Raw genomic sequence first — 25237 nt, 5'->3', positions numbered from 1 at the left:
CCATTACATTGGTTACATTGCTATTATCCATTCCTAATTTTCATCAGAGACCATGCTTTTAGAAGGGATTGAAACACTGCTGGTATTAAGCAAGTATAAAACGATGAGCCGCACAGGCAGTCAGTTATACATCAGCCAGTCAGCCGTCAGTAAGCGAATTGCGAACCTTGAAAAGAAGCTAGGTAAAAAGCTGATTGAGCCTTCAGGTCGCTCGATAAAATTGACGCCCGATGGAGTGGCACTGATTGAGAATATTGGCCCAACTTTTAGTGAATTGAGAGGGTTGATATATGAGCAGCAGCAATTAGAAGATACTTCGCTGATTAAACTGGATAGCTCGAAGTCTTTAATTGCAGGTTATTTAGGAAAAACCATCGGTGACTATCTTCAGCGCGATAAATACCTGTCAATCACCACCAACCATACGCCTAGAATCATCGAGCATGTTCAATCGGGAAAAGCGACACTTGGGCTTTGTGCAGGCTTGCTGCCACCACATCATGGACTAATGACTTTCCACCTATTTGACGAACCTTTCGCCATCGTAAGCCACACTCCACTCACCGAACTGCCCAAAACAATCATCACTAATGATTTAACCAACCCAGCCAATAGCTATCAGCTCAGCACACTCGAAAAATTAGGCATAAAACCCATTATGGAAATGGATGCTTATACCGCAGCCGCCCAATTAGCATTAGGCGGAACCGCGCCAGCACTTATTCCGCTTTCCATCATCAAAACACTAAATATAGAACCACAATGCTGCCATTACTTTTCGGAGTTGGAGCACCTTATCAGGCCTATTCATATATGCGTGAGACCCAGTCGCTATCAGTCACCAAGGGTCAAAACATTGATAGAAGCCATTGCTGATGCTGTTCCCAAAGCAGTTTAATGGCCATTAGCATCGACATGACAATAACAAGAGGACGAATCCATTTCTGTCCTTTTGTCACTACAACCTTAGCGCCGAGTTGAGCGCCAATAAACCCACCTACTGCCATGACCAAACCCAACTCCCAAATAGGTAGCCCAGCCAAGATAAAAAACAGTAGCGCTGCAATATTCGATGTGAAGTTCAAAACCTTGGTGCGAGCGGTGGCATCCACCAGCGAAAAGTGACCTATCGCAACAAAACACACTGTAAATATCGAGCCTGTTCCTGGGCCAAAAAAGCCATCATAGAATCCGACACCACCACCTACACAGAAAGCAAATGTCGCTTCTGAGATCGTCTGTTTACCCTTATGTGCTATCGTTTGTGGTGCCAATAAGAAGTACATCGAAATCGCGATAAGTAACACGGGAATGATGCTAGTGAGAAGACTGGCATCAATATACTGAACCAACTCGGCGCCAACAGCTGAACCAACAAAAGTACACACTATGGCAAGGCGCATTTCTTTCACACTGACGATGCCATTTCGCACGAAGTACCAGCTGGCTGAAAAGCTACCAAAAGAGCTTTGTAGTTTATTCGTAGCAAGAGCTTGGGTGGGCGGCACACCCGCTGCCAACAACGCTGGCAAGGTCAATAAACCGCCTCCCCCAGCCATCGCATCAATAAACCCGGCTGCAGTCGCTACAAAGAATAAGATCGTTAGTATTTCTAAGGTGAGTTCCATCAGAGGGTGCCATGCGATGAGTGTGTATTTCGGGCTACAGTATCACCATGTCACTTAGAGCAATAACGAAACCGTAGACAGTAATTCATTCCAAATTTTCATCAATTAAATCGTTCACGTTATTCATCAATTTATTTCTATTACAGCGAAACAAAAAAGCCCGCTCAAAAGAGCGGGCTTTTATTAAGCAAAGTTAATCTGAATTACGCTTCAGATGCTTTCACTTGCGCATGCAATTCTTGTACAGACGTTACTGTCGTTTTAGCGTCAGCCGTATGAGCCATACAAGTTGCGAATGCCGCGTTTAGCGTAGTGGTGTAGTTCACTTTCTCAGCCAGTGCACCACGACGAAGAACTTTAGAATCTTCAATCGCTTGACGGCCAGCTGCAGTGTTCACGATGTAGGTGTACTCGTTGTTCTTGATACGGTCAAGAATGTGAGGGCGACCTTCGTGTACCTTGTTTACTAGACGTGGGTTGATGCCTGCTTCGCCAAGAATCACTGCTGTACCATGTGTTGCGTCTAGCTGGTAGCCAAGCTTAGAAAGCTTAGATGCTAGGTCTACAACGCGCTCTTTGTCGCCTTCGCGAACAGAAAGAAGTGCACGGCCGCCTTCAGGGTAAACATTGCCACAACCTAGCTCAGCTTTAGAGTAAGCTTCTGCGAACGTTGCACCAACACCCATAACCTCACCAGTAGAGCGCATTTCTGGGCCTAATAGTGGGTCAACACCTGGGAACTTGTTGAATGGAAGTACCACTTCTTTCACTGAGTAGTAAGGTGGGATAATTTCTTTGGTAAAGCCTTGAGACTCTAGCGATTGACCCGCCATTACACGTGCCGCAATCTTAGCGATTGGTGCGCCGGTTGCTTTAGATACGAACGGTACCGTTCGTGCTGCACGAGGGTTAACCTCGATTAGGTATACTTGGTTATTCTTAACAGCGAACTGCGTGTTCATTAGACCACGAACACCCAACTCGAACGCCAGCTTTTCAACTTGTTCACGCATTACGTCTTGGATTTCTTGGCTTAGCGTGTAAGCAGGAAGAGAACATGCTGAGTCACCTGAGTGTACACCCGCTTGTTCGATGTGCTCCATGATACCGCCGATAACCACGCGCTCACCATCACAGATAGCATCGATATCGACTTCAACTGCATCGTCCAGGAAACTATCTAGTAGTACTGGAGATTCATTCGATACGCTTACTGCTTCGTTGAAGTAGCGACGTAGGTCTTGCTCGTCGTATACGATTTCCATCGCACGACCACCCAGTACGTAAGAAGGACGTACAACCAGTGGGTAACCGATTTCACGTGACTTCTCTACCGCTTGCTCCATCGTCGTTACTGTCGCGTTTTCTGGCTGTAGAAGACCTAGACGGTCAACAGCCACTTGGAAACGCTCACGGTCTTCTGCACGGTCGATTGCATCTGGGCTAGTACCAATGATTGGCACGCCAGCCGCCTCAAGTGCACGAGCCAGTTTAAGTGGTGTTTGACCACCGTACTGAACGATAACGCCTTTTGGCTTCTCAACGCGAGCGATTGCTAGTACATCTTCCAGAGTTACTGGTTCGAAGTACAAACGGTCAGATGTATCGTAGTCCGTAGAAACAGTCTCAGGGTTACAGTTAACCATGATAGTTTCGTAGCCATCTTCACGTAGCGCTAGAGATGCGTGTACACAACAGTAGTCAAATTCAATACCTTGGCCGATACGGTTTGGACCGCCACCAAGAATCATGATCTTGTCTTTGTCTGTTGGGTTTGCTTCACACTCGTCATCGTAAGATGAGTACATGTAAGCTGTATCTGAAGAGAACTCAGCCGCACACGTATCAACGCGCTTGTACACTGGGTGGATATCGTATTGGTCACGTAGACGACGGATTTCGCTTTCCGCTACACCTAGAATCTTAGATAGGCGTGCATCAGCAAAACCTTTACGCTTAAGCTTGTTTAGCTCGTCTTTGTTCAGACCTGCAAAGCCTTTCGCTTTAAGCTCTTGCTCAAGCTTAACGATGTCTTCGATTTGAACTAGGAACCAACGATCGATTTGCGTTAGGTTGAATACGCCATCTACTGACATACCCGCACGGAATGCATCCGCGATGTACCAAATACGCTCTGCGCCCGCTTCTTTTAGTTCGTGACGAATTGTTGTTAGTGCGTCTGGCGCATCTAGGTCAACCATTTCGTCAAAGCCAGTCGCGCCAACTTCTAGGCCACGAAGTGCTTTTTGTAGAGATTCTTGTTGGTTACGGCCGATAGCCATAACTTCACCAACAGACTTCATTTGCGTCGTTAGACGGTCGTTAGCACCTGCAAATTTCTCGAAGTTAAAACGAGGAATCTTAGTAACTACGTAGTCGATTGTTGGTTCGAATGATGCTGGTGTTGCGCCGCCAGTGATGTCATTTTGCAGTTCATCTAACGTGTAGCCCACAGCCAGTTTCGCTGCAATCTTAGCGATTGGGAAACCTGTTGCTTTTGAAGCTAGAGCAGAAGAGCGAGATACACGTGGGTTCATCTCGATGATAACCATACGGCCATCTTTCGGGTTGATACCAAACTGTACGTTTGAACCACCTGTTTCAACACCAATCTCACGCAGTACTGCTAGAGATGCGTTACGCATCAGTTGGTATTCTTTGTCTGTCAGCGTTTGTGCTGGTGCAACTGTGATTGAGTCACCGGTGTGGATACCCATTGGGTCGAAGTTTTCAATCGCACATACGATGATACAGTTGTCCGCTTTGTCACGAACCACTTCCATCTCGTACTCCTTCCAACCGATTAGAGATTCATCGATTAGAAGTTCGTTTGTTGGAGAAAGGTCTAAACCGCGACGACAGATCTCTTCGAATTCTTCTTTGTTGTATGCGATACCACCGCCAGTACCACCCATAGTAAATGATGGACGGATGATACAAGGGAAGCCCACCATATCTAGAACCGCGTAAGCTTCTTCCATGGTTTTCGCAGTGTCAGCACGTGGACACTCAAGGCCGATAGACTTCATCGCCTTATCGAAACGAGAACGGTCTTCTGCTTTATCGATAGCGTCAGCCGTTGCACCAATCATCTCTACACCGAACTCTTCTAGAACGCCGTGTTTCTCTAGGTCTAGTGCACAGTTAAGAGCCGTTTGACCACCCATTGTAGGTAGAACTGCGTCTGGCTTCTCTTTCGCAATGATGTTGCGAACAACTTCCCATTGGATTGGCTCGATGTAAGTTGCATCAGCCATATCTGGGTCAGTCATGATGGTCGCTGGGTTCGAGTTTACTAGAATAACTCGGTAACCTTCTTCACGAAGCGCTTTACAAGCTTGAGCACCAGAGTAATCGAACTCACATGCTTGGCCGATAACGATCGGGCCAGCACCTAGAATTAGAATACTTTTAATGTCAGTACGTTTTGGCATTGTCTACTACTCCGAATTACGCTGTGTGCTGTTTAATTAGTTCAATGAAGTGGTCGAATAGCGGTGCCGCGTCTTCTGGACCTGGGCTCGCTTCTGGGTGACCTTGGAAGCTGAATGCTGGCTTATCTGTGCGGTGGATACCTTGCAGAGAACCATCAAATAGCGACTTGTGCGTTGCACGTAGGTTTTCAGGCAGCGTCTCTTCATCTGCAGCAAAACCGTGGTTTTGTGAAGTGATCATCACAACATCACGATCTAAATCTTTAACTGGGTGGTTTGCACCGTGGTGACCAAACTTCATCTTCACCGTCTTCGCACCAGAAGCTAGCGCTAGGATTTGGTGACCAAGACAGATACCGAAGATTGGTAAACCTTTCTCTAGGAATACTTTTGTCGCTTCAATCGCGTAAGTACATGGTTCTGGGTCACCAGGGCCATTTGAAAGGAATACGCCGTCTGGGTTCAGTGCTAGAACTTCTTCCGCTGATGTTTCAGCTGGAACAACTGTTAGGCGGCAGCCGCGGTCAACAAGCATGCGCAAGATGTTACGTTTTGCACCGAAGTCGTAGGCAACAACGTGATATGGCAATTCTGAGTCTGCTTTCGCTTCAGGAAGTCCACCCGTAAGCGTCCACGAACCTTGTTTCCATTGATACGCTTCTTTTGTTGTAACTTCTTTCGCAAGGTCCATACCTTTCAGGCCAGGGAATTCTTTTGCTTTAGCTAGAGCCAAAGCTTCGTCAATGTTATTGCCCGCTACGATACAACCGTTCTGTGCACCTTTCTCGCGCAGAATACGAGTTAGCTTACGCGTATCAATATCAGCAATGCCGACAACATTTTGCGATTTTAGGTAATTAGAAAGGGATTGTTCATTACGGAAATTAGAAGCGATGAGAGGGAGATCGCGAATCACAAGGGCTTGAGCATGAATGGAAGAGGATTCTTCGTCTTCGGAATTGGTTCCGGTATTGCCAATGTGAGGGTAAGTGAGAGTAACGATTTGTTGAGAATAGGAAGGATCAGTGAGGATTTCTTGGTACCCCGTCATCGAGGTATTAAAAACGACTTCTCCAACTGCGAAACCTTCCGCGCCAATGGATTCACCGTGGAATACTGTCCCATCTTCTAGGACTAGCAGTGCTGACTTACTCAAGACAACCTCCAGAATAAAAATGCATTAAAATTGATTTAATTTGCAAATCTACCTTCCTGCAACACCCAAAACTGCGTGTTTATGGAAATTAGACAAATTGGCGGTATTCTAATGATGGTCTTGATTGCTGTCAATATTTGTCGATAAATAAAATTAAACTTTAGGGGATCTACATTAAAAACAGCTCAAAGCCTCCAAAACAGTAACTTTACAGGCCGTATAATTACATCAAATTGCAATTTGGGATTTTTAGCCAAGGATTAGGAAAACCAAGATCACAAAATTTATTTGTCAATTTGCGCAAACGTTAATCAAGCAAAGATTAACTACACTTTTAAGGGTTTTAATAAAAAAACACATCAGAACACGCAAAATACAAAAGTAAAGGAGGGAAATAAATGAAATGTAGCTCTGCTAAATATCGAATAGTATAGAAAGGTAGAATAAAAACGCCAGCAAAAGCTGGCGCATAATTATGTATTAAAGTTCGTTCAATCCAAGAACATCAGTCATAGTAAAGAAACCACTTTGCTTTCCGTTCAGCCAGACAGCCGCTTTCACAGCACCATTGGCAAAGGTCATACGATCTGTCGCTTTATGGGTAATTTCAACACGCTCACCGATATCAGCAAACATTGCAGTATGCTCTCCAATAATATCGCCAGCTCGAATCGTTGCAAAGCCAATCTCATCCTTGGTACGCTCACCAGTAATTCCTTCACGAGCATATACAGCAACATCATTGAGCTGGTTACCCATAGCTCCCGCAATGGCTTCACCCATACCAATTGCTGTACCAGACGGTGCATCAACCTTATGACGGTGGTGTGCTTCAACAATCTCGATATCGCAGTACTCGCCCATCACTTTAGCGGCTTTCTCTAACAGCTTGAAGACAAGGTTTACCCCAACACTGTAGTTGGGTGCCATCACAATTGCGATATCTTTAGCAGCAGCGTCAATTTGAGCTCGTTCTTCATCACTGAAACCAGTTGTACCTATGACAATTTTCTTACCATGTTTCTTACACAACTCGATGTTCGCAAGTGTGCTCACAGGAGCCGTGAAGTCGATGATGACATCAAAATCTGCAATGGACTTTTCGAGATTATCGGTTAGTGTTACCTCGATTTTCCCCTCACCACATAGCTCACCAATATCGACGCCAACTAGTGACGATTCTGGACGCTCAGAGCCTGCACCGATCAGTGCCTCCTGATTTTGATAAGTTGCTTTAACGAGGTTTCGGCCCATTCGGCCTGCTGCTCCTGCAATCGCAATTCTAACCACTGCGTTGTTCTCCGTTGATATTGAACTCTCCCCCTAATAACACGGGTCTATCGAGTTCTCATTGAAATTGTCTACATAAACTAGCAACAAATGAATTGGGTTACCACCCAATTATTGGCCACGATAAGTTGCGACTACACGCTCAAGAATAGGAACGTTCGCTTCTGGAAATTGGTAATCGCTTAATGCCGCTACATCAACCCACTCGCCCTGCTGGCCTTCTTTACCATAAGGGGTATTTTTAAAGCTATTCACGGTAAAGAAATCGAACTTAAGAGATTTGTCTGGGTAATCATACTCAAGATGTTCAAAGTGCTTCGCTTGCGTTACCTCAATACCAATTTCTTCAAATAGCTCTCGAGCTATCGCTTGCTCGGGCGATTCACCTTGCTCAACTTTCCCTCCTGGAAACTCCCAAAATCCACCTTTATGTAGTTTCTCGGGGCGTTTGGTAATAAACACTTGCGACTGTTCAGGGTTAAAAATGATCGCAGCAACAATATGAATTCGTTTCATCACTATTCCATCCGTAATAGGAAAGTTTTCCATAATAAAAAAGAGCCGCTAAAGCGGCTCTTTTACTCAACATTTTAGCTTAGCCAATTTTACCATGGCACTGCTTGTATTTCTTACCACTACCACAAGGGCATGGCTCATTTCGACCTACTTTACGCTCTTCACGTACCATAGGCTGATTGCCTTCTTCTGATTCTTCACCATCAGATAACTGATTTTCCGCTGCAGCATGTTGGGTTTGAGCACGACGAGCTGCTTCTTCGGCTTGAGCACGACGTTGAGCTTCCATCTTCTCAACTTCTTCTTGCTGTTGAACTCGAACTTTAGAAAGGATGGCAATCACATCAAACTTGAGTGAGTCCAATAATCCTTCGAACAGTTCAAACGATTCACGCTTGTACTCTTGTTTCGGGTTCTTCTGTGCATAGCCACGTAAGTGAATACCTTGGCGAAGGTGATCCATCGCAGCCAAATGCTCTTTCCAAAGGCCGTCCAGTGTTTGCAACATAACCGACTTTTCAAAATTACGAAGCACTGTCTCACCAACTGCTTCTTCTTTCTGTTTGTAGACAGTTACCGCTTCTTCTAAGATCTTCTCGCGTAGAGCTTCTTCGTATAGCTTGTCGTCTTCATCCAACCAAGTTTGGATGGATACATGAAGGTCAAAGTCGTTTTTCAAGCGTTCTTCAAGGCCGGCAATATCCCACATTTCTTCTAGTGACTGTGGCGGAATATATTCGTCGATCACCGAGCTGAATACATCCGCACGGTTTTGTTCTAGCATTTCGCTGATGTCATCAACGCTCATCAGTTCATCGCGAAGCTCATAAACCACTTTACGCTGGTCGTTGGCAACGTCATCGTACTCTAGTAGCTGTTTACGAATATCGAAGTTACGGCCTTCCACCTTACGCTGAGCTTTTTCAATCGAGCGAGAAAGCATCTTAGACTCAATCGCTTCACCTTCATCCATACCGCTTTGAATCAAGCTAGCCATACGATCAGAAGTAAAGATACGCAGCAATGAATCTTCCATTGAAAGGTAGAAGCGCGAAGAACCCGCATCACCCTGACGACCAGAACGACCACGCAGCTGATTATCAATACGACGAGACTCGTGGCGCTCTGTGCCAATAATATGTAGGCCACCTGCTTCAAGTACTTTATCGTGAACAACTTTCCACTCTGCCTTGATCTCATCGATCTGCTCTTGAGTTGGATTGTTTAGTTGTTCAACTTTCATCTGCCAGCTACCACCCAACACGATATCGGTACCACGACCAGCCATGTTAGTTGCAATAGTTACCGCGCCTGGTGTACCCGCTTCAGCTACAATCTCCGCTTCACGTTCATGGAATTTAGCATTGAGAACGTTGTGCTTGATCTTGGCTTGCTTAAGGGCATTCGATAGCAATTCCGATTTTTCAATCGAAACTGTACCTACTAGAGATGGCTGACCTTTTTCTACGCGCTCTTTAATGTCTTCGATGATTGCATTGAATTTTTCAACTTCAGTACGATAAACCACATCAGGCATATCGTTACGAATCATTGGTTTGTTCGTAGGAATAACGACAGTTTCCAATCCATAGATTGACTGGAATTCAAATGCTTCTGTATCGGCAGTACCTGTCATACCAGACAGTTTTTCGTAAAGACGGAAGAAGTTTTGGAAGGTGATAGACGCGAGAGTTTGGTTCTCATTTTGGATCTTAACGCCTTCTTTTGCTTCTACTGCTTGATGAAGACCTTCAGACCAACGACGACCCGGCATTGTACGACCAGTGTGCTCATCAACGATGACCACTTCTTCGTCTTCATTGACAATGTAGTCCACATTCTTTTCAAACAACACGTGCGCACGCAATGCAGCATTCACGTGATGTAGAAGGCTAATGTTTGTTGGTGAATAAAGAGTATCGCCCTCTTCCATCAAACCATTTTTTATCATTAACTCTTCAACAAATTCCTGACCTGTTTCCGTCAAGTGTACTTGTTTAGATTTCTCATCGACTGTGTAGTGACCATCACCACGGTATTCTTCAGAGTCTTCTTGCTCTTGCTGTTGCAAGTGAGGGATAAGAACATTGATACGCGTGTAAAGCTCTGAGCTATCTTCCGCAGGACCAGAAATAATAAGAGGAGTACGAGCTTCATCGATAAGGATCGAATCGACTTCATCGACAATAGCAAAGTAACGTTCACGCTGTACACGGTCTTCCGCACGGAAAGCCATGTTGTCACGTAGATAGTCAAAACCAAATTCGTTATTTGTACCGTAAAGAATATCGGCTTGGTAAGCTTCTTTCTTCTCTTGCGGAGGCATATTAGGCACATTGATGCCAACTGTCATGCCCAGGAATTCGAATAGAACACGGTTTGTTTCTGCGTCACGCTTTGCAAGGTAGTCGTTCACCGTTACTACGTGAACCGCACCTTTTAGTGCGTTCAAATATGCAGGTAGAGTTGCAGTTAGTGTTTTACCTTCACCAGTACGCATTTCTGCAATTTGGCCAGAGTTCAGTACCATGCCACCGATGAGCTGTACGTCAAAGTGACGCATACCATAAACACGCTTAGATGCCTCACGAACGGTCGCGAATGCTTCTGGTAATAGCTTGTCTAGTGATTCACCCTGTTCTAAACGCTGACGGAACTCAACGGTTTTTGCCTTTAACTCTTCATCGGAAAAAGCTTCAAACGTTGGTTCGTAATTATTAATTTCTTTAACTATTTTTCTTAGGCGGCGCAATGTTCTGTCATTACGGCTACCAATAACTTTAGTCAGTAGCTTAGCTATCATTTGTTGTGAATCTCTCTTTGCTTAGATCGTTCAGATCTACTCTAAATGCCTTCAGTCTCTACCCGTTTTAAACTAAGGATACTGAGATAAATCATGTATCAGTGATATTGTGATGAGTGGGCTGAATTTCAAGGCACTATCTATAATTAGTGCCGCATAGTTTAAGGAATTTTCTCCCGAACAACCAATAGTGTGAGCATTTGTTTGAAGCTCACTTAAATTTTTCTCCAATTCCAGCGATATTTCGTTTAAGAATGGCTGTTTTGCTACCGTACAATCGCCTACTATTAGGGATAGAAACCAATCGAGGCTTTTATGAGAGATCATCGCCCTACTCTTACTGACGAATTGATTACTGGCTCAAAACTCGGTCAGATCCAGCAACACGCTGGAGAGATCATCAAGATCAATCAAGCCCTATCCCAGATCTTACCTAAAGGAGTGGTGGATCATTGCCGCGCGGCAAACGTGCGATCAAACCACCTCGTCATTGAAGTTGCCAGTGCTGCAATAAAAATGAAGCTCGATTACGATCGACTCAATATCCTAAATCAATTAAGAAACGCTGGGTTCGCACGGTTAATGGCGGTCGAAATTCGCATAAATCCAGGACTCTACCAGCGCCGACCAGGCGAGTTCACCTCTGACAAACCAGCAAAGAAACGCGCACCATTGTCCAATAATGCCGCAAGTGCACTACTGATGATTGCGTCGGGGGCTCCACCTAAAGTGAAAAAGCGCTTAGAGAAACTCGCTCAACTTGCACGAGATGAGTAACTTTATTTAGCAAATATAAGAAGCAAAAAAGCCAGACTCGAAGGTCTGGCTTTTAAAATCTATATCTTCAGTGTTTACGCAAGCACCATGTTAGGTTCAGCAAAAGCAACAGGTGAACCAACTTCTTCTTCGAATGTTGCCCATTCCCATGCTTCCTGATCGGCTAGTACTGCACGTAGCAATTGGTTGTTCAAACCATGACCAGATTTATATGCGCGGAACTCACCTACAATAGCATGACCACACATGTATAGGTCACCGATTGCATCAAGTACTTTATGAGTCACAAATTCATTCTCAAAACGAAGGCCTTCTTCATTTAGAATGCGGTACTCATCCAGCACAATCGCGTTATCAAAGCTACCACCTAGAACCAAGTTTTGAGATTGTAAGTACTCAATATCACGCATAAAACCGAAAGTACGTGCGCGAGAAATCTCTTTTACAAAACCTTGAGAAGAAAAATCAAAACGCAGTTGTTGCTGGTCTGCATCTATTGCTGGGTGATCGAACTCAATTTCGAAGTCCATTCTGAAACCATTGTACGGTACCAGTTCAGCCCACTTATCACCGTCTTCAAAACGCACTGGTTTCTTAATGCGGATAAAGCGCTTAGGTGTGTTAAGCGTTTCAATACCAGCTTGTTGCAGTAAGAATACAAACGGACTTGCACTACCATCCATAATCGGAATTTCAGGCGCATCGACTTCGATAATGATGTTATCGATACCCATGCCCGCAAGTGCTGCGTTCAAGTGTTCTACCGTAGAAATACGTACGCCTTCATCGTTCACCAATGCGGTACATAGCATTGTATCGCGCACTGACTCTGGGTCGGCTGGAAAATCTACCGGTGGGTTGACGTCAGTACGACGGTAAACAATACCCGTATTTGCAGCGGCTGGGCGAAGAGTAAGTGTCACTTTACGACCAGAGTGGAGTCCCACACCAGTAGTTTTCACTATTTCTTTCAGAGTACGTTGTCTGATCATCTACTTGCCTCGATAAAAGTGCTACAAATCACGGTCGATGAGTTCACCGACCGCAAATCCTACCATAATTTTGAACAGTGTCAAATTATGCTTATATCTTAATCAGCTTGGCGACGTAAAAATGCCGGAATATCCAAGTACCCACCATCTTTTTCTGTCTTAGCAGCTGCATTTTGGCCATTTGATGACGAAACAGGTGCCGTAGGTGCTGGTTGAGATGTTACCTGAGGTTTTTCCTGCAAAGGCTGTGCCGGCTTCTCTTCTACTTTAGCAGCTGGCTGCTGTGGAGCAGAAGGCGTAGACGGAGCAGTTTGCGTTTGCGGCTGAGCTACTGGAGCTACTTTCGCTTTGCCACCCGCAACTAGCGTAATGTCAGGCTTTTTCTCGTTACCAATACCAGTAGCAACAACTGTAACGCGAATCTCATCTGTCATATCAGGGTCAAGGGAAGTACCAATAACCACTGTCGCGTTATCAGATGCAAACGCTTTAACTGTGTTACCCACCGTTTCGAACTCATCAAGACGCATGTCTAGGCCAGCAGTGATGTTCACAAGTACACCACGAGCACCGGCAAGATCAATGTCTTCAAGTAGAGGGCTTGAAATTGCTGTTTCAGCAGCTTCTTCCGCGCGATCTTCTCCCTTAGAGACACCGCTACCCATCATTGCGTGACCCATTTCAGACATGACCGTTCTCACATCTGCAAAGTCGACGTTGATCATACCAGGACGAGTGATAAGTTCAGCAATGCCTTGTACCGCATTTTTCAGTACATCGTTTGCGCTCGCAAACGCTTCAAGCAATGTGACACCACGTCCTAAAACTTTCAGTAGCTTCTCATTCGGAATAGTGATTAACGAGTCTACGTGCTTCGACAGCTCTTCAATTCCTTGCTCCGCAAACGCCAAACGCTTCTTACCTTCAAAGCTAAATGGCTTAGTCACTACTGCAACCGTTAACACGCCAAGCTCTTTAGCCACTTCAGCAATAACAGGCGCAGCACCAGTACCGGTACCACCGCCCATACCAGCGGCTATAAATACCATATCGGCACCAGTTAGAACTTCTTTAATTCTTTCTCGATCTTCAAGTGCAGCTTCACGGCCAACTTGAGGGTTAGCCCCAGCACCTAGACCTTTAGTAATGTCACCACCAATCTGAATGACACTGCTTACACTCGTTTTACGCAGCGCTTGAGCATCGGTGTTTACACTGATGAATTCCACGCCTTCGATGGACTCACGCACCATGTGTTCTACAGCGTTACCGCCGCCACCACCCACTCCAACGACTTTAATTACCGCATCGTCAGACATTTCCATCATCGGTTCAAACATGTGTTATCTCCGTTTTTCCTGCTACTCAGGTTAAAACTCTTTTTGTATCCAATTACGTAAACGGCCAACGAAGCCAGACATAGATTGACGCTTTGGTTCGCTATATTCTATGTCATCACTCACTTGACTATCCTTTGCGTAATGAAGTAAGCCAACAGCCGTCGAATGAAACGGCTCTTTTACATAATCTGTTAAACCACTAACTTCTAGCGGTTTACCAACTCTAACTTGATTGCGGAATACACGCTCGGCACATTCCACCAATCCTTCAATCTGTGCTGCACCACCGGTAAGAACAACACCGGCAGCTAAATGATGCTTGATGCCATCTTCACGAAGTTTTGATTGGACTGTATCAATTGTCTGATTAACCAATCCCATCAGTTCAGTGTAACGAGGCTCAATAACCTCGGACAAGGTCTGCCTTTGTAAACTGCGCGATGGACGCCCACCCACGCTAGGCACGTTAACCGTATCGTCTTTACTCACCAATTCGCTAAGTGCGCAGCCGTATTTCACCTTGATCTCTTCAGCATCGCTTACTGGCGTACCAAACGCAAATGCTATATCGCTAGTCACTGCGTTTCCGGCGTAAGAGAATACTTCTGTGTGACGTAGCGCACCACCAGTCCAAATGGAAACATCCATTGTACCTGCGCCAATGTCTACCACACAAACACCTAGTTCGCGTTCATCATCAGTGATAACTGCATTACTTGCAGCTAAGCCAGAATAGACAAGCTGATCCACTTTCAAGCCACAACGCTCTACAGCTTTAATAATGTTTCTTGCCATATCATTGTGACAAGAAATGAGGTGAACACTCACCTCCATTCGAACACCAGAAAGGCCAAGTGGGTTCTTAATCCCTTCTTGGTAGTCGATAGTAAATTCTTGAGGAATGACGTGCAGGATTTTTTGCTCGTCTCCAATTTTGATCGATTTAGCGGTATGAATCGCTCTATCCATATCTTCTTGGGACACTTCCTCATCAGAAATGGTTCCCATCCCCTTTTCAATACGGCTAGCGATATGGCGGCCGGATAAAGAGATGAAAACATTACTGATCTGGCATTCTGCCATCAACTCAGCTTGGTCAACCGCACGCTGAACAGACTTAACGACAGATTCAAGGTCGTTAACTCCACCCTTGTCCATACCTCTCGATGGGCTTGTTCCAGCCCCAATGATATTTATCTGGCCGTCAGGCAAGACCTCACCTACTAGAGCTGATACGGTTGCAGTGCCTATATCAAGACCAACAATTAAGTTGTCATCAGCGGCCTTAGTCATCTGTACTCTCTTGTTCTAACTCTTGTTCAGGGAACCAGCCAATTGCCGCTCCCGTGTCGTATCTGAGGTCGATATAACTGACTTTATCAGCGTCACTTCCTAAGCTCGTATACAGCGCAATGAAGCGCTCAATTCGTTCGTTTAACGATTCTTTGCCTAATTCAAGACGAATACCATTATCTAGAATTATTTGCCATGCTCGGCGATCGTTCAAAACCAACGATGTAATATTTAGATCTAACGCTTTAAAAAGAGGGGTTATTTCTCGCCAAATATTCAATACTTCTTGGCTACTCCCTGTCGGGCCATAAAGCTTAACCCGCTCTCCTTTTAGCTGGCCAATATCTCCATCAAAGACATTGCCTTTTTCATTCAGTAACGCGTTTCCATTCCATATAGCCTCTGCTTGATACTCAGTCAGAAAAACTTTTATGGTATCTGGCCACTGTTTACGAATAGAAGCGTGAGCAACCCATGGAATGGTTGATACCACCTCTTGCAGTTCGTCGATGTCCTGAGACATAAACGTGCCAATATGCTCTAGTTCAGAAAATGCCTGTTGAACATTGTTGGCTGAAACGTAATTCAAATCGCCCTGAAGAACTATTTTGGAAAGCGGAAGCCTTTGATCATCCCACATCCAAGACAATGTTGAGTAGAGGGTAAAACCTATGGACAACAAAACCACTAGCAAAAACACACCGCCAACGGCATGTTGTTTAACTAGTGGTGAATGCGATACACGACGGCTTTTTCTCAAAGCACTTTTTACCAAAGTCGCTGTCCCTACACATGGCTCTCAATACATTCCCTATTTTTATAGAGGTAAAGCAGTTACTTTAACCTTGGGATTATACTGAGCTAACTGAAAGTATCAAATACAGAAAGTGATAATTAGCGTATAGATTTGAGCCAAACCAATAAAATGACTCAATTCTACTTTTTGCATTATGCAGACTGCATTTTATTAATATTTAACTCAAAAGCTGCGAGTTGTTTAGCTACTTTGCCAACATCACCAGCACCTTGGGTTAGTACGAGGTCACCATCTTGTAAAACATTAGCTAAAACAGATGGTAGAGCAGATGTTTCCGCAACAAATATTGGATCGATTTTACCTCGACTACGGATAGTTCGACATAACGCCCGCCCATCTGCGCCTGCTATTGGCTTTTCCCCGGCCGAGTAGACGTCAAGCATGATAAGTACATCGACTTGCTCGAGTACATTAGCAAAATCATCATAAAGGTCGCGCGTTCGGCTATAACGGTGGGGCTGGAAAACCATGACCAGTCGTTTTTCTTCCCAGCCGCTGCGAGCTGCTTGAATGGTTACGTCTACTTCGGTTGGGTGATGACCATAATCATCCACCAGCATTGCACTACCATTGCCAGTATCAAACTCACCTAGGTGGTCAAAGCGGCGTCCCGTCCCTTGTGTTCCTGCCATTGCTGCCAGAATCGCTTCATCGCTCACATCATCTTCTGTCGCAACCGCGATGGCTGCTGACGCATTCAGTGCATTATGACGACCAGGAATGTTCAGCGTAATATCCAAATTATCTTTACCCTCACGGACCACAGTAAACTTACCTTGTTGGCCGTCCTGACGGTAGTTTTCAATACGAACATCGGCATCTTCAGAAAAACCGTACGTGATAACTTGACGACTGATTCTTGGAATCAATTCTCGTACGACTGGATCATCGATACACACAATAGCTTGACCGTAAAATGGTAAATTGTGTAAGAAATCGATAAACGTCTGCTTTAGCGTTTCAAAGTCCCCGCCATATGTATCCATATGATCCGCTTCAATGTTAGTCACAATGCTAACCATTGGCTGAAGGTGCAAGAAAGAAGCATCACTTTCGTCTGCTTCAGCGATAAGAATACGGCTTGAACCTAATCTTGCATTGGTTCCAGCACTTTTTACTAATCCGCCATTTACAAACGTGGGATCTAATCCCGCCTCAGAGTAAATCTGAGTGACTAATGCAGTCGTCGTCGTTTTACCGTGAGTACCCGCGACAGCAATCCCATGACGAAAACGCATAAGCTCCGCCAGCATCTCTGCTCGGCGAACTATCGGAATACGACGCTCTCTGGCTGCCATGATTTCTGGGTTTTCTTCATTAATCGCGGTAGAAACCACCACCACGCTCGCCTGTTCAATATTGCTCTCTTGGTGACCAATATAAACCGTGGCACCTTTTTCAGTTAGGCGCTCGGTTACCGGGTTTTCTGCAAGATCAGACCCTGTAATTTGGTAGCCTTCATTTAACAATACTTCGGCAATACCACTCATACCAGCTCCACCAATACCGATAAAGTGGATGCATTTTACTCTTCGCATCTCTGGCACCATGGCACGGATCTGAGCTAAATCTTGTGTATGTTCTATGGTCATGAATCTTGTCTCGTTATTTAGTCAAAGCAATGATCGCGTTCGCTACCGTTTGATCCGCTTCTAGCTTAGCGGCTTCACGTGCTTTTATCGCCATAGTCAGCAACGCAGAGCGATCTAAACTGGCAATCATCGTTGTTAATTTGTCTTGGGTGAGGTCTGGCTGCTCAATCATCTTGGCTGCACCGCACTCCACTAAATGATCAGCATTCAAGGCTTGCTGACGGTCTTTATGCATAAACGGAATAAATATCGCCCCTACACCTGCTGCAGATACTTCTGACACAGTCAACGCTCCAGAGCGACAAACTAGGATATCTGCCCAGTCATAAGCTTTAGCAACATCATCGATAAACTCTACCGTTTCAGCTTCAGTCACTCCCATTTCTTGGTATGCGGCCTGTACCGAACTTTGATTATTCTTCCCTGCCTGATGAAGCACCTGATAGTGTCCACCAAGTGACTGCATCACTCCTGGTAGCGTGGTATTCAAAATCTGAGCGCCTTGGCTACCACCCATTACTAAAATACGAATAGGACCATCACGCTCGGATAGACGAATAGAAGGCTCCGGCAAAGCTACTACATCCTCACGCACAGGGTTGCCGACCACTTCCGCAGTTGGGAATGCACCGGGAAACGCCTGAAACACTTTTTTGGCAATTTTTGACAGCCATTGGTTCGTCAGCCCTGCTACCGCATTTTGCTCATGCAAAACGACAGGCACACCGCTAAGCCAAGCAGCAATACCTCCAGGGCCACTGACATAACCTCCCATGCCCAATACCGCATCAGGCTGCCAATTTTTAATATGGCGCTTGGCTTGCAATATAGCACTGATAATTTGGAATGGCGCTTTGACCAACTTAGTCAGGCTTTGACCTCTCAACCCTTTCACTTTGATAAAGTCGATATCAATACCATGTTTTGGCACCAATTCAGCTTCCATTCTGTCCGCGGTACCTAACCAGCGAATCTCCCAACCTTGTTGCTGTAACTTCTTAGCAACGGCAAGCCCAGGGAATACATGCCCACCAGTACCGCCAGCCATTACCATCAAACGTTTATTCTTTTTCATTAGATTCTTTTTCTTCCGCCACATTCTTTTCAGGCGTACTGCGGCTTTCTATTAACCGACATTCATGGTCGATTCGAAGTAAGATCGACACAGCGACAGACATTATAATTAAACTCGAGCCACCGTAACTAATCAAAGGTAGCGTCAAGCCTTTGGTTGGAACAATACCAGCCGCTGCCCCTACGTTAACTAACGTTTGGAACGCGAACCAAATACCAATACCAAAAGCCAAGTAACCGCCAAATAGCTGGTTGTTATCAAACGCTTTTTTGCCAATAAAAATAGCTTTAAATACCAAACTGAAGATCAACATAAGCACCAAGGTAACACCGACAAACCCCAGCTCTTCTGCTAAAACAGCAAACACAAAGTCAGTATGTGCCTCAGGAAGATACTCTAGTTTTTGAATGGAGTTTCCAAGTCCTTGACCAAACCACTCACCTCGACCAAATGCCATCAGCGATTGAGTTAGCTGATAACCGCTACCAAATGGATCTTCCCACGGATCAAGGAAAGAGGTGACCCGCCTCATTCGATAAGGCTCCGCAACAATCAGCGCGATAACGGCCATAATACCGGCGACCATTAACGCGATAAATTGCGACAGTTTTGCTCCTGCAATGAACAGCATGCCAAACAAGGTGACCAACATAACAATAACGGTCCCTAAATCAGGCTGGCCCAATAGTAATATCGCTAATGTGCCAAACACCATGATCGGCTTCATGAAGCCGCCAAAAAAGGTGGCTCTTACTTCCTCTTGCTTACGAACCAAATACCCTGCCATAAATATAAATAGCGATAGTTTGGCAACTTCTGCAGGCTGAAGATTGAATAACCCAAGCGGGATCCAACGGGAAGCACCATTAACCGACTTCCCCGCTACTAACACAACAATCAACAGGAAAAACGATATACCCAACAATACTGAGCTATAGCGCAGCCAACGCTCCAAAGGCACTTGCAACACAACAGCAGACGTAGAGAGCGCCAAGATCAGAAACACTGCATGGCGAAACATAAAGTGAAAAGGCTGATCAGTGAGGCGTGAGCTAATAGGAAACGAAGCGGATGTTACCATCACTAGGCCCGTCAGCATTAGGCCCAGCGCTATCCATACCAATTGCCTGTCAAATAGAGCGTCTGGTACTGGGTGGCTAAACCATGCTTTCGCGCCTGAAAGGCTTCCTTTTAACTGCATTAATTACCTCAGTCAGGCGTATTGACGTGCAAGCTGTGTAAAGGCTTCGCCACGTGCCATAAAATTATTAAATTGATCAAAGCTTGCACACGCAGGCGATAGCATCACCATATCACCGGGTTGTAACTTAGGAGTAATGCTTTCCACAATTTCAGCCATTGATTCATAGCGTTTCGATGAGTGATGTAATGGCAGAAACTCAGAACCATCAGCCCCAAAGCAACACAATTCAACATTAAGAGAAGCGAGCGCAGGGCTAAGTTCACTAAAGTCGGCACCTTTGCCATCCCCCCCGACTAACAGATACAAAGTGCCACGACACTCTAAACCCGAGAGCGCAGCCAATGTACTGGCAACATTCGTCGCTTTGGAATCATTCACCCACTTAATACCGTTATTATCTGCGACAACTTGGCAGCGATGCGTCAAACCATTGTAAGATTTCAGCGCACTCAGGCCTTTAGTGAAATCGATGCCAGCCTCTGCAAGTAATGCTAATACAACCAAAGCGTTAGCGACATTATGACGACCGACTAGAGACAGTTCACTACTAGCCAAAACGGGGGCATCATTGGCAAACAAGTATTCCTGTCCCTGATGAAGGTCTAGTTTAAATTGTCCTCGGTTACCTAGGCTAAACTCTATCAAGCGTTTATCCATCGTATCTGGATAAGTTTGAGCGTCTTCCTTATTAACGATGCAGGCTTGTGCATTTGCAAAGATTCTTAATTTAGCTTGTCGGTAGTCCTCCATGCCGTCATAGCGATCCATGTGGTCTTCTGACAGGTTAAGGAAAGCAGCGGCAACTAAAGACAAACTCGAAGTCGTTTCAAGCTGAAAGCTTGATAACTCCAAGACATATAAATCCGCATCTTGGTTCAAAAGTTCCAAGGCGGGAACACCTATGTTACCGCCTACACCGACTTTCAGCCCACAGCCAGCAGCAACAACACCGGTTAGATCAGTAACTGTACTCTTACCGTTCGAGCCTGTAATAGCAATAACAGGCTTGTTCACTTGCCAAGCAAATAATTCTATATCTCCAACAACAGGGATACCTTTGGCAATGACTTGCTGAATTTCAGCTGTCGCAAGCGCAATTCCAGGGTTCACCACCAACAAATCTGCTTGGTGCAGCCACTCTAGATTCCATCCACCAGCATGAAGTGAAACATCTTGTGGAAGCTCAGTCTGTCCTGGAGGGTTCGCTCGTGTATCAATGACTTTAATGTCTAGATTATGAGGTAATTGCACAAGGTGTTTAACGACAGAGAGCCCGGTAATACCGAGCCCTACGACGACAACACGATTGATGTTTTGCCACTGATTCATTTAGTAACCTGCAAAGGTGTTGAATCTGCACGCTCAGCACAGAACATGCAAATCATTATCGGACTTTTAGTGTCGCCAAGCCTACCAAAACAAGCACGATAGAAATGATCCAAAAACGCACGATAACACGCGGTTCAGGCCAGCCCTTTAGCTCATAGTGATGGTGAATCGGCGCCATACGGAAAATACGTTGGCCTCGTAGTTTGTAGGATCCAACTTGAAGAATAACGGATAGGGTTTCCATCACAAATACACCGCCCATAATCACAAGAACAAATTCTTGTCGGACGAGAACAGCAATCGTGCCCAAAGCACCGCCTAATGCTAACGAGCCTACGTCACCCATAAATACTTGTGCAGGGTAGGTGTTAAACCATAGGAAACCAAGACCAGCTCCCACAATCGCCGTACATACGATAACTAATTCAGACGCCAATGGAATGTGAGGAATATGTAGGTAATTAGCGAAGTTCACATTGCCGGTTGCCCAAGCAATCGCAGCAAAGCCAGCCGATACCAACACTGTAGGCATAATCGCTAGGCCATCTAGACCGTCGGTTAAGTTAACCGCATTACTGGTGCCAACGATGACAAAGTAAGTTAATACGATATACAACAGCCCGAGCTGAGGCATTACTTCTTTAAAAAACGGTACAACTAATTGAGTTGCTGCGGTGTCTTTACCATGCGCATATAGAGCAAATGCCACGACTAATGCGATAGCGGATTGCCAAAAGTATTTCCAGCGAGCTATCAAACCATCGGTATTTTTACGAACGACTTTTCGGTAGTCATCAACGAAGCCAACCGCACCATAACCAATCAATACAGCCATTACCGCCCATACATATGGGTTCGATAAATCCGCCCAAAGAAAGACGGTAATCACGATCGCAGCGAGAATCATAACGCCACCCATTGTTGGCGTACCACGCTTGCTGAAGTGAGATTCAGGGCCGTCATTACGAACAACTTGACCAATTTGTAGTAGTTGTAGGCGTTTAATCAGCCTTGGCCCCATCCACAATGAAATGGCTAGTGCTGAGAGAATGCTAATAATGGCTCGAAACGATAAGTACTCGAACAACCTGAAAAAAGAAAAATGTGGCTGTAATAACTCAGCAAGCCAGATGATCATGAATGGGTCTCCTTTAAAGCAACCGCTATTTTGCTCATCCCAGCACTATTTGCGCCTTTAACAAGCAAGGTATGGCGTTTATCGCTCTGTTTTGTAAGCTGTTGCTCTATATATACGATCATATCTTCATGGGATTCAAAGTGACGGCCACCGCAAACTTCGCTGATCACTTTCGTGTCATCCCCATACGTCAATACATATTCAAATTTAAACGGGGCAGCATGTTCCCCGACTTGACGATGAAGTGCAAGACTTTCAGCGCCTAACTCTGCCATATTACCTAAAATTAACCAACGGCAACCGCCAAAACTGCCAAGTAGGTCAGCCGCAGCTTTCATGGCCGGAACGCTGGCATTGTAGCTGTCATCGATCAATTTGATACTGTCCGTAAGCTCAATGGCTTCCACACGTCCTTTCACTTTCATCAAATGCTTTAAGCCATGTTGAATATCATCAAGTCCAACTCCTAGCTTAATCGCCAAGCAGCTTGCCGCAAGCGCATTCGCAACATTATGCTCACCTATAATGCCAAGTTGAACCTGACACACACCAATCGGTGTATGAAGACTAAAGCTCGCCTCACCTTGCTCATTAAGCTGAACATCGGAAGCAAACACATCAGCCGAACCGTTCTTGGCCGAAAAAGTAAGCACCTGCTTATCTGCCAGAACTTCTTGCCATAGTTCACCACCATTACTGTCTAAGTTGACTACCGCAACTGAGCCAGGCTTGAGACCCAAATAAATCTCACCTTTCGCCTGCTTGACTCCATCCATAGAACCAAAACCTTCAAGATGAGCAGCAGCCACGTTATTGACCAGTGCGATATCAGGTTGGGTCAGCGAAGTGGTATAGGCTATTTCACCGATGTGGTTGGCTCCTAGTTCAATCACAGCGAAGTCATCTTGTGGTGTAGAACGAAGCAGCGTCAGCGGAACTCCGATTTCATTATTGAAATTCCCAGCGGTAAACAACACCTGGCCTCGACGCGAAAGAATACTCGCCAGCATCTCTTTAACGGTGGTTTTGCCACAACTACCTGTAATTGCGACGGTAGGTGTAGAGCACAACTGATGAACCCAAGCAGCGAGAGAGCCTAGAGCAAGTTTGGTATTTTGCACCACCAATTGCGGTAACGAGGTTTCACAGCGCTTATGGACCAACAACGCCCCAGCACCATTACTTTCAGCCTGGTGAATAAAATCATGGGCATCAAAACGTTCACCCGCCAATGCAACAAACAGAGCACCCGATTCGATGTTGCGTGTATCAGTCGAGACACTAGCGATAGAAACATCATTACCAATTAACTCAGCTCCCAGCACTGACGACAGTTGACTCAGAGAAACATTTATCATGACAAAATACCTAACAATTGTTGCGCAGACTCGCGATCTGAGTAGTGGACGGTTTCATTCGCCATCACTTGGTAATCCTCATGGCCTTTACCCGCTAGCAAGATAATATCCTGCTCCCCTGCTTTAGAAAGTGCGTAGCTTATCGCTTCATATCGGCTGTGCTCAACATGTGCTTTTTCCGGTTGAGTGAGCCCTTTAAGCATGTCTTCTACAATAGCTTGCGGCGACTCACTGCGTGGGTTGTCATCGGTCAAAATACTCTCATCGGCATACTGCTCTGCAATCGCCGCCATCATTGGGCGTTTACCTGTATCTCGGTCACCACCGCAACCAAAGATCGCCCATAACTTCCCTTGGCAATGAACACGAAGCGCCATTAACGCCTTTTCTAATGCATCCGGCGTATGAGCATAATCAACCACTACTTTCGCCTTACCTTGAGAGGAAAAAAGCTCCATTCGGCCAATGACCGGCGTCAGTTGAGGAGCGACATCTAACAAGGCCTGCTTATCAAAGCCCAAGCTCAGTAAACAAGCAAAAGACAATAGCAGGTTAGAAGCGTTAAATTCGCCGATAAGCGGAGCTGATAACACCCCTTCGCCATACTGACCATCAAAGCTCAGCTCAATGCCACTTTCCGAATAACGGACACTTTGGGCAAATACGGCACGAGTTAAACTTAGCTTCGGCGTCAACGAGACAGCTAGCGCATCAGGTAATCGAGACAACCATTTCTCACCGACTTCATCATCAACATTAATCACGGCGCGTTTGCAATTATGCTGTGAAAATAGTGAAAATTTCGCTTCACCGTAATCTTCCATCGTGCCGTGGTAATCGAGATGGTCGCGGCTCAAATTAGAAAAAGCGCCGATTTCAAAGTTTAGTGCTTTAACGCGGCCTTGAACCAAGCCATGAGAAGAAACTTCGAGCGCAGTATATTCAGCGCCTTGCTGTGCCAATTCGCTTAGTGTTTTCTGTATTTCAATTGGGCTACCGGTCGTATTCGCAGCCTGCTTAAGATCGGACAAGAAGCCATTTCCAGTAGTGCCCATTACCGCTGCACGTTTCCCCAGCAAATCGATCCACTGAGTAATCAATTGAGAAATTGTCGTTTTGCCATTAGTACCCGTGACACCAATAATTCGGTTGCCTTGGCTTTGATACAAGCGCCCAGCAAGCTCTGACAAACGCTGCTCAAGAGAGTCTATATAAATAACAGGTGTTGAGTCTTGGTAAGTAATGCTCGCATGCGGGCTTAATTCACACGCTTGCGCTAGCACTAAGTTCGCGTTTTGCTCGATTGCTTTGCTGATAAAATCGCGGCCATCTACGGCATGCCCCGGAACCGCGACAAATGTATCGCCTGTTTGTATCTTACGGCTATCTAGCTCCAAACTGGTGATCTGAGTTTGTGCCAGAGAGGAGTCGTCAATCGTTAACCAAGGCGCAATCAGCTGCGCAAGTGTCATTTCAGAAGCCATGCTACTTCTCG

The 25237-nt window shown here is 45.4% G+C and carries 19 protein-coding genes; 2 read left to right on the top strand and 17 right to left on the bottom strand.

Annotated elements, in window-relative coordinates:
* The first annotated feature begins 52 nt into the window (after positions 1–52).
* Positions 53–898, top strand: a complete 846-nt coding sequence (locus tag J4N42_RS02655) for a LysR family transcriptional regulator (protein ID WP_252029552.1) — start codon at positions 53–55, stop codon at positions 896–898.
* On the opposite strand, the gene J4N42_RS02650 is transcribed toward J4N42_RS02655, so the two are convergent.
* From J4N42_RS02650 to secA, 6 genes are all read right to left on the bottom strand, one after another.
* On the bottom strand, positions 849–1628 hold the full coding sequence (locus J4N42_RS02650) for a TSUP family transporter (protein ID WP_252029550.1): 780 nt from the start codon (positions 1626–1628) through the stop codon (positions 849–851). The genes J4N42_RS02655 and J4N42_RS02650 overlap by 50 nt on opposite strands.
* Before the next feature lie 203 nt (positions 1629–1831).
* Complete coding sequence (gene carB / locus J4N42_RS02645) at positions 1832–5062, bottom strand: carbamoyl-phosphate synthase large subunit (RefSeq protein ID WP_252029549.1); 3231 nt, start codon at positions 5060–5062, stop codon at positions 1832–1834.
* A 16-nt stretch (positions 5063–5078) separates the two neighbouring features.
* Positions 5079–6218, bottom strand: a complete 1140-nt coding sequence (gene carA, locus J4N42_RS02640) for a glutamine-hydrolyzing carbamoyl-phosphate synthase small subunit (protein WP_252029547.1) — start codon at positions 6216–6218, stop codon at positions 5079–5081.
* 480 nt (positions 6219–6698) lie between these two features.
* A complete protein-coding gene (gene dapB, locus J4N42_RS02635; protein WP_252029545.1) occupies positions 6699–7508 on the bottom strand; it encodes a 4-hydroxy-tetrahydrodipicolinate reductase in 810 nt (269 codons plus the stop codon).
* A 111-nt stretch (positions 7509–7619) separates the two neighbouring features.
* A complete protein-coding gene (mutT, locus tag J4N42_RS02630) occupies positions 7620–8024 on the bottom strand; it encodes an 8-oxo-dGTP diphosphatase MutT (RefSeq protein ID WP_252029544.1) in 405 nt (134 codons plus the stop codon).
* Positions 8025–8103: 79 nt separating this feature from the next.
* Positions 8104–10827 (bottom strand): preprotein translocase subunit SecA, encoded by a 2724-nt coding sequence (secA, locus tag J4N42_RS02625; RefSeq protein WP_252029542.1) that lies wholly within the window; start codon positions 10825–10827, stop codon positions 8104–8106.
* A gap of 315 nt (positions 10828–11142) precedes the next feature.
* Here secA and J4N42_RS02620 point away from each other — a divergent pair, with 315 nt between their 5' ends.
* Positions 11143–11604, top strand: coding sequence for a DUF721 domain-containing protein (locus tag J4N42_RS02620; protein ID WP_252029541.1), 462 nt, complete (start codon positions 11143–11145; stop codon positions 11602–11604).
* Between the two features lie 74 nt (positions 11605–11678).
* Here the strand turns inward: J4N42_RS02620 and lpxC are convergent, their stop codons facing one another.
* The 11 genes from lpxC to murE all read right to left on the bottom strand — a co-directional run bounded on the left by lpxC (position 11679) and on the right by murE (position 25226).
* A complete protein-coding gene (gene lpxC, locus J4N42_RS02615; RefSeq protein WP_252029540.1) occupies positions 11679–12596 on the bottom strand; it encodes a UDP-3-O-acyl-N-acetylglucosamine deacetylase in 918 nt (305 codons plus the stop codon).
* A gap of 98 nt (positions 12597–12694) precedes the next feature.
* The gene (gene ftsZ / locus J4N42_RS02610; RefSeq protein WP_252029539.1) at positions 12695–13936 is read right to left on the bottom strand and encodes a cell division protein FtsZ; all 1242 of its coding nucleotides are present in this window, start codon (positions 13934–13936) and stop codon (positions 12695–12697) included.
* A 30-nt stretch (positions 13937–13966) separates the two neighbouring features.
* Positions 13967–15229 (bottom strand): cell division protein FtsA, encoded by a 1263-nt coding sequence (ftsA, locus tag J4N42_RS02605; RefSeq protein ID WP_252029538.1) that lies wholly within the window; start codon positions 15227–15229, stop codon positions 13967–13969.
* Entirely contained in the window at positions 15222–16004 is a 783-nt protein-coding gene (locus J4N42_RS02600; RefSeq protein ID WP_252029536.1) for a cell division protein FtsQ/DivIB, read from the bottom strand. Before J4N42_RS02600 ends, ftsA begins: the two co-directional genes overlap by 8 nt.
* A gap of 173 nt (positions 16005–16177) precedes the next feature.
* The gene (gene murC, locus J4N42_RS02595; protein WP_252029534.1) at positions 16178–17638 is read right to left on the bottom strand and encodes a UDP-N-acetylmuramate--L-alanine ligase; all 1461 of its coding nucleotides are present in this window, start codon (positions 17636–17638) and stop codon (positions 16178–16180) included.
* 13 nt (positions 17639–17651) lie between these two features.
* The gene (gene murG / locus J4N42_RS02590; protein ID WP_252029532.1) at positions 17652–18713 is read right to left on the bottom strand and encodes an undecaprenyldiphospho-muramoylpentapeptide beta-N-acetylglucosaminyltransferase; all 1062 of its coding nucleotides are present in this window, start codon (positions 18711–18713) and stop codon (positions 17652–17654) included.
* Entirely contained in the window at positions 18700–19914 is a 1215-nt protein-coding gene (gene ftsW / locus J4N42_RS02585) for a cell division protein FtsW (RefSeq protein ID WP_252029530.1), read from the bottom strand. Before ftsW ends, murG begins: the two co-directional genes overlap by 14 nt.
* A 12-nt stretch (positions 19915–19926) precedes the next feature.
* Complete coding sequence (gene murD / locus J4N42_RS02580; RefSeq protein WP_252029528.1) at positions 19927–21246, bottom strand: UDP-N-acetylmuramoyl-L-alanine--D-glutamate ligase; 1320 nt, start codon at positions 21244–21246, stop codon at positions 19927–19929.
* 55 nt (positions 21247–21301) lie between these two features.
* On the bottom strand, positions 21302–22384 hold the full coding sequence (gene mraY / locus J4N42_RS02575; protein ID WP_252029526.1) for a phospho-N-acetylmuramoyl-pentapeptide-transferase: 1083 nt from the start codon (positions 22382–22384) through the stop codon (positions 21302–21304).
* Complete coding sequence (locus tag J4N42_RS02570) at positions 22381–23742, bottom strand: UDP-N-acetylmuramoyl-tripeptide--D-alanyl-D-alanine ligase (RefSeq protein ID WP_252029524.1); 1362 nt, start codon at positions 23740–23742, stop codon at positions 22381–22383. The genes mraY and J4N42_RS02570 overlap by 4 nt, the downstream gene beginning before the upstream one ends.
* Positions 23739–25226 carry a UDP-N-acetylmuramoyl-L-alanyl-D-glutamate--2,6-diaminopimelate ligase gene (murE, locus tag J4N42_RS02565; protein WP_252029522.1) on the bottom strand — a complete coding sequence of 496 codons (1488 nt, stop codon included), beginning with the start codon at positions 25224–25226 and terminating at the stop codon, positions 23739–23741. Before murE ends, J4N42_RS02570 begins: the two co-directional genes overlap by 4 nt.
* Between the last annotated feature and the right edge of the window lie 11 nt (positions 25227–25237).

The organism is Vibrio sp. SCSIO 43135, from assembly GCF_023716665.1.
Taxonomy (GTDB): Bacteria; Pseudomonadota; Gammaproteobacteria; order Enterobacterales; family Vibrionaceae; genus Vibrio; species Vibrio paucivorans.
The sequence above is the reverse complement of the archived record's forward strand: the minus strand, read 5'-3'. Positions and strand labels throughout refer to the sequence as shown.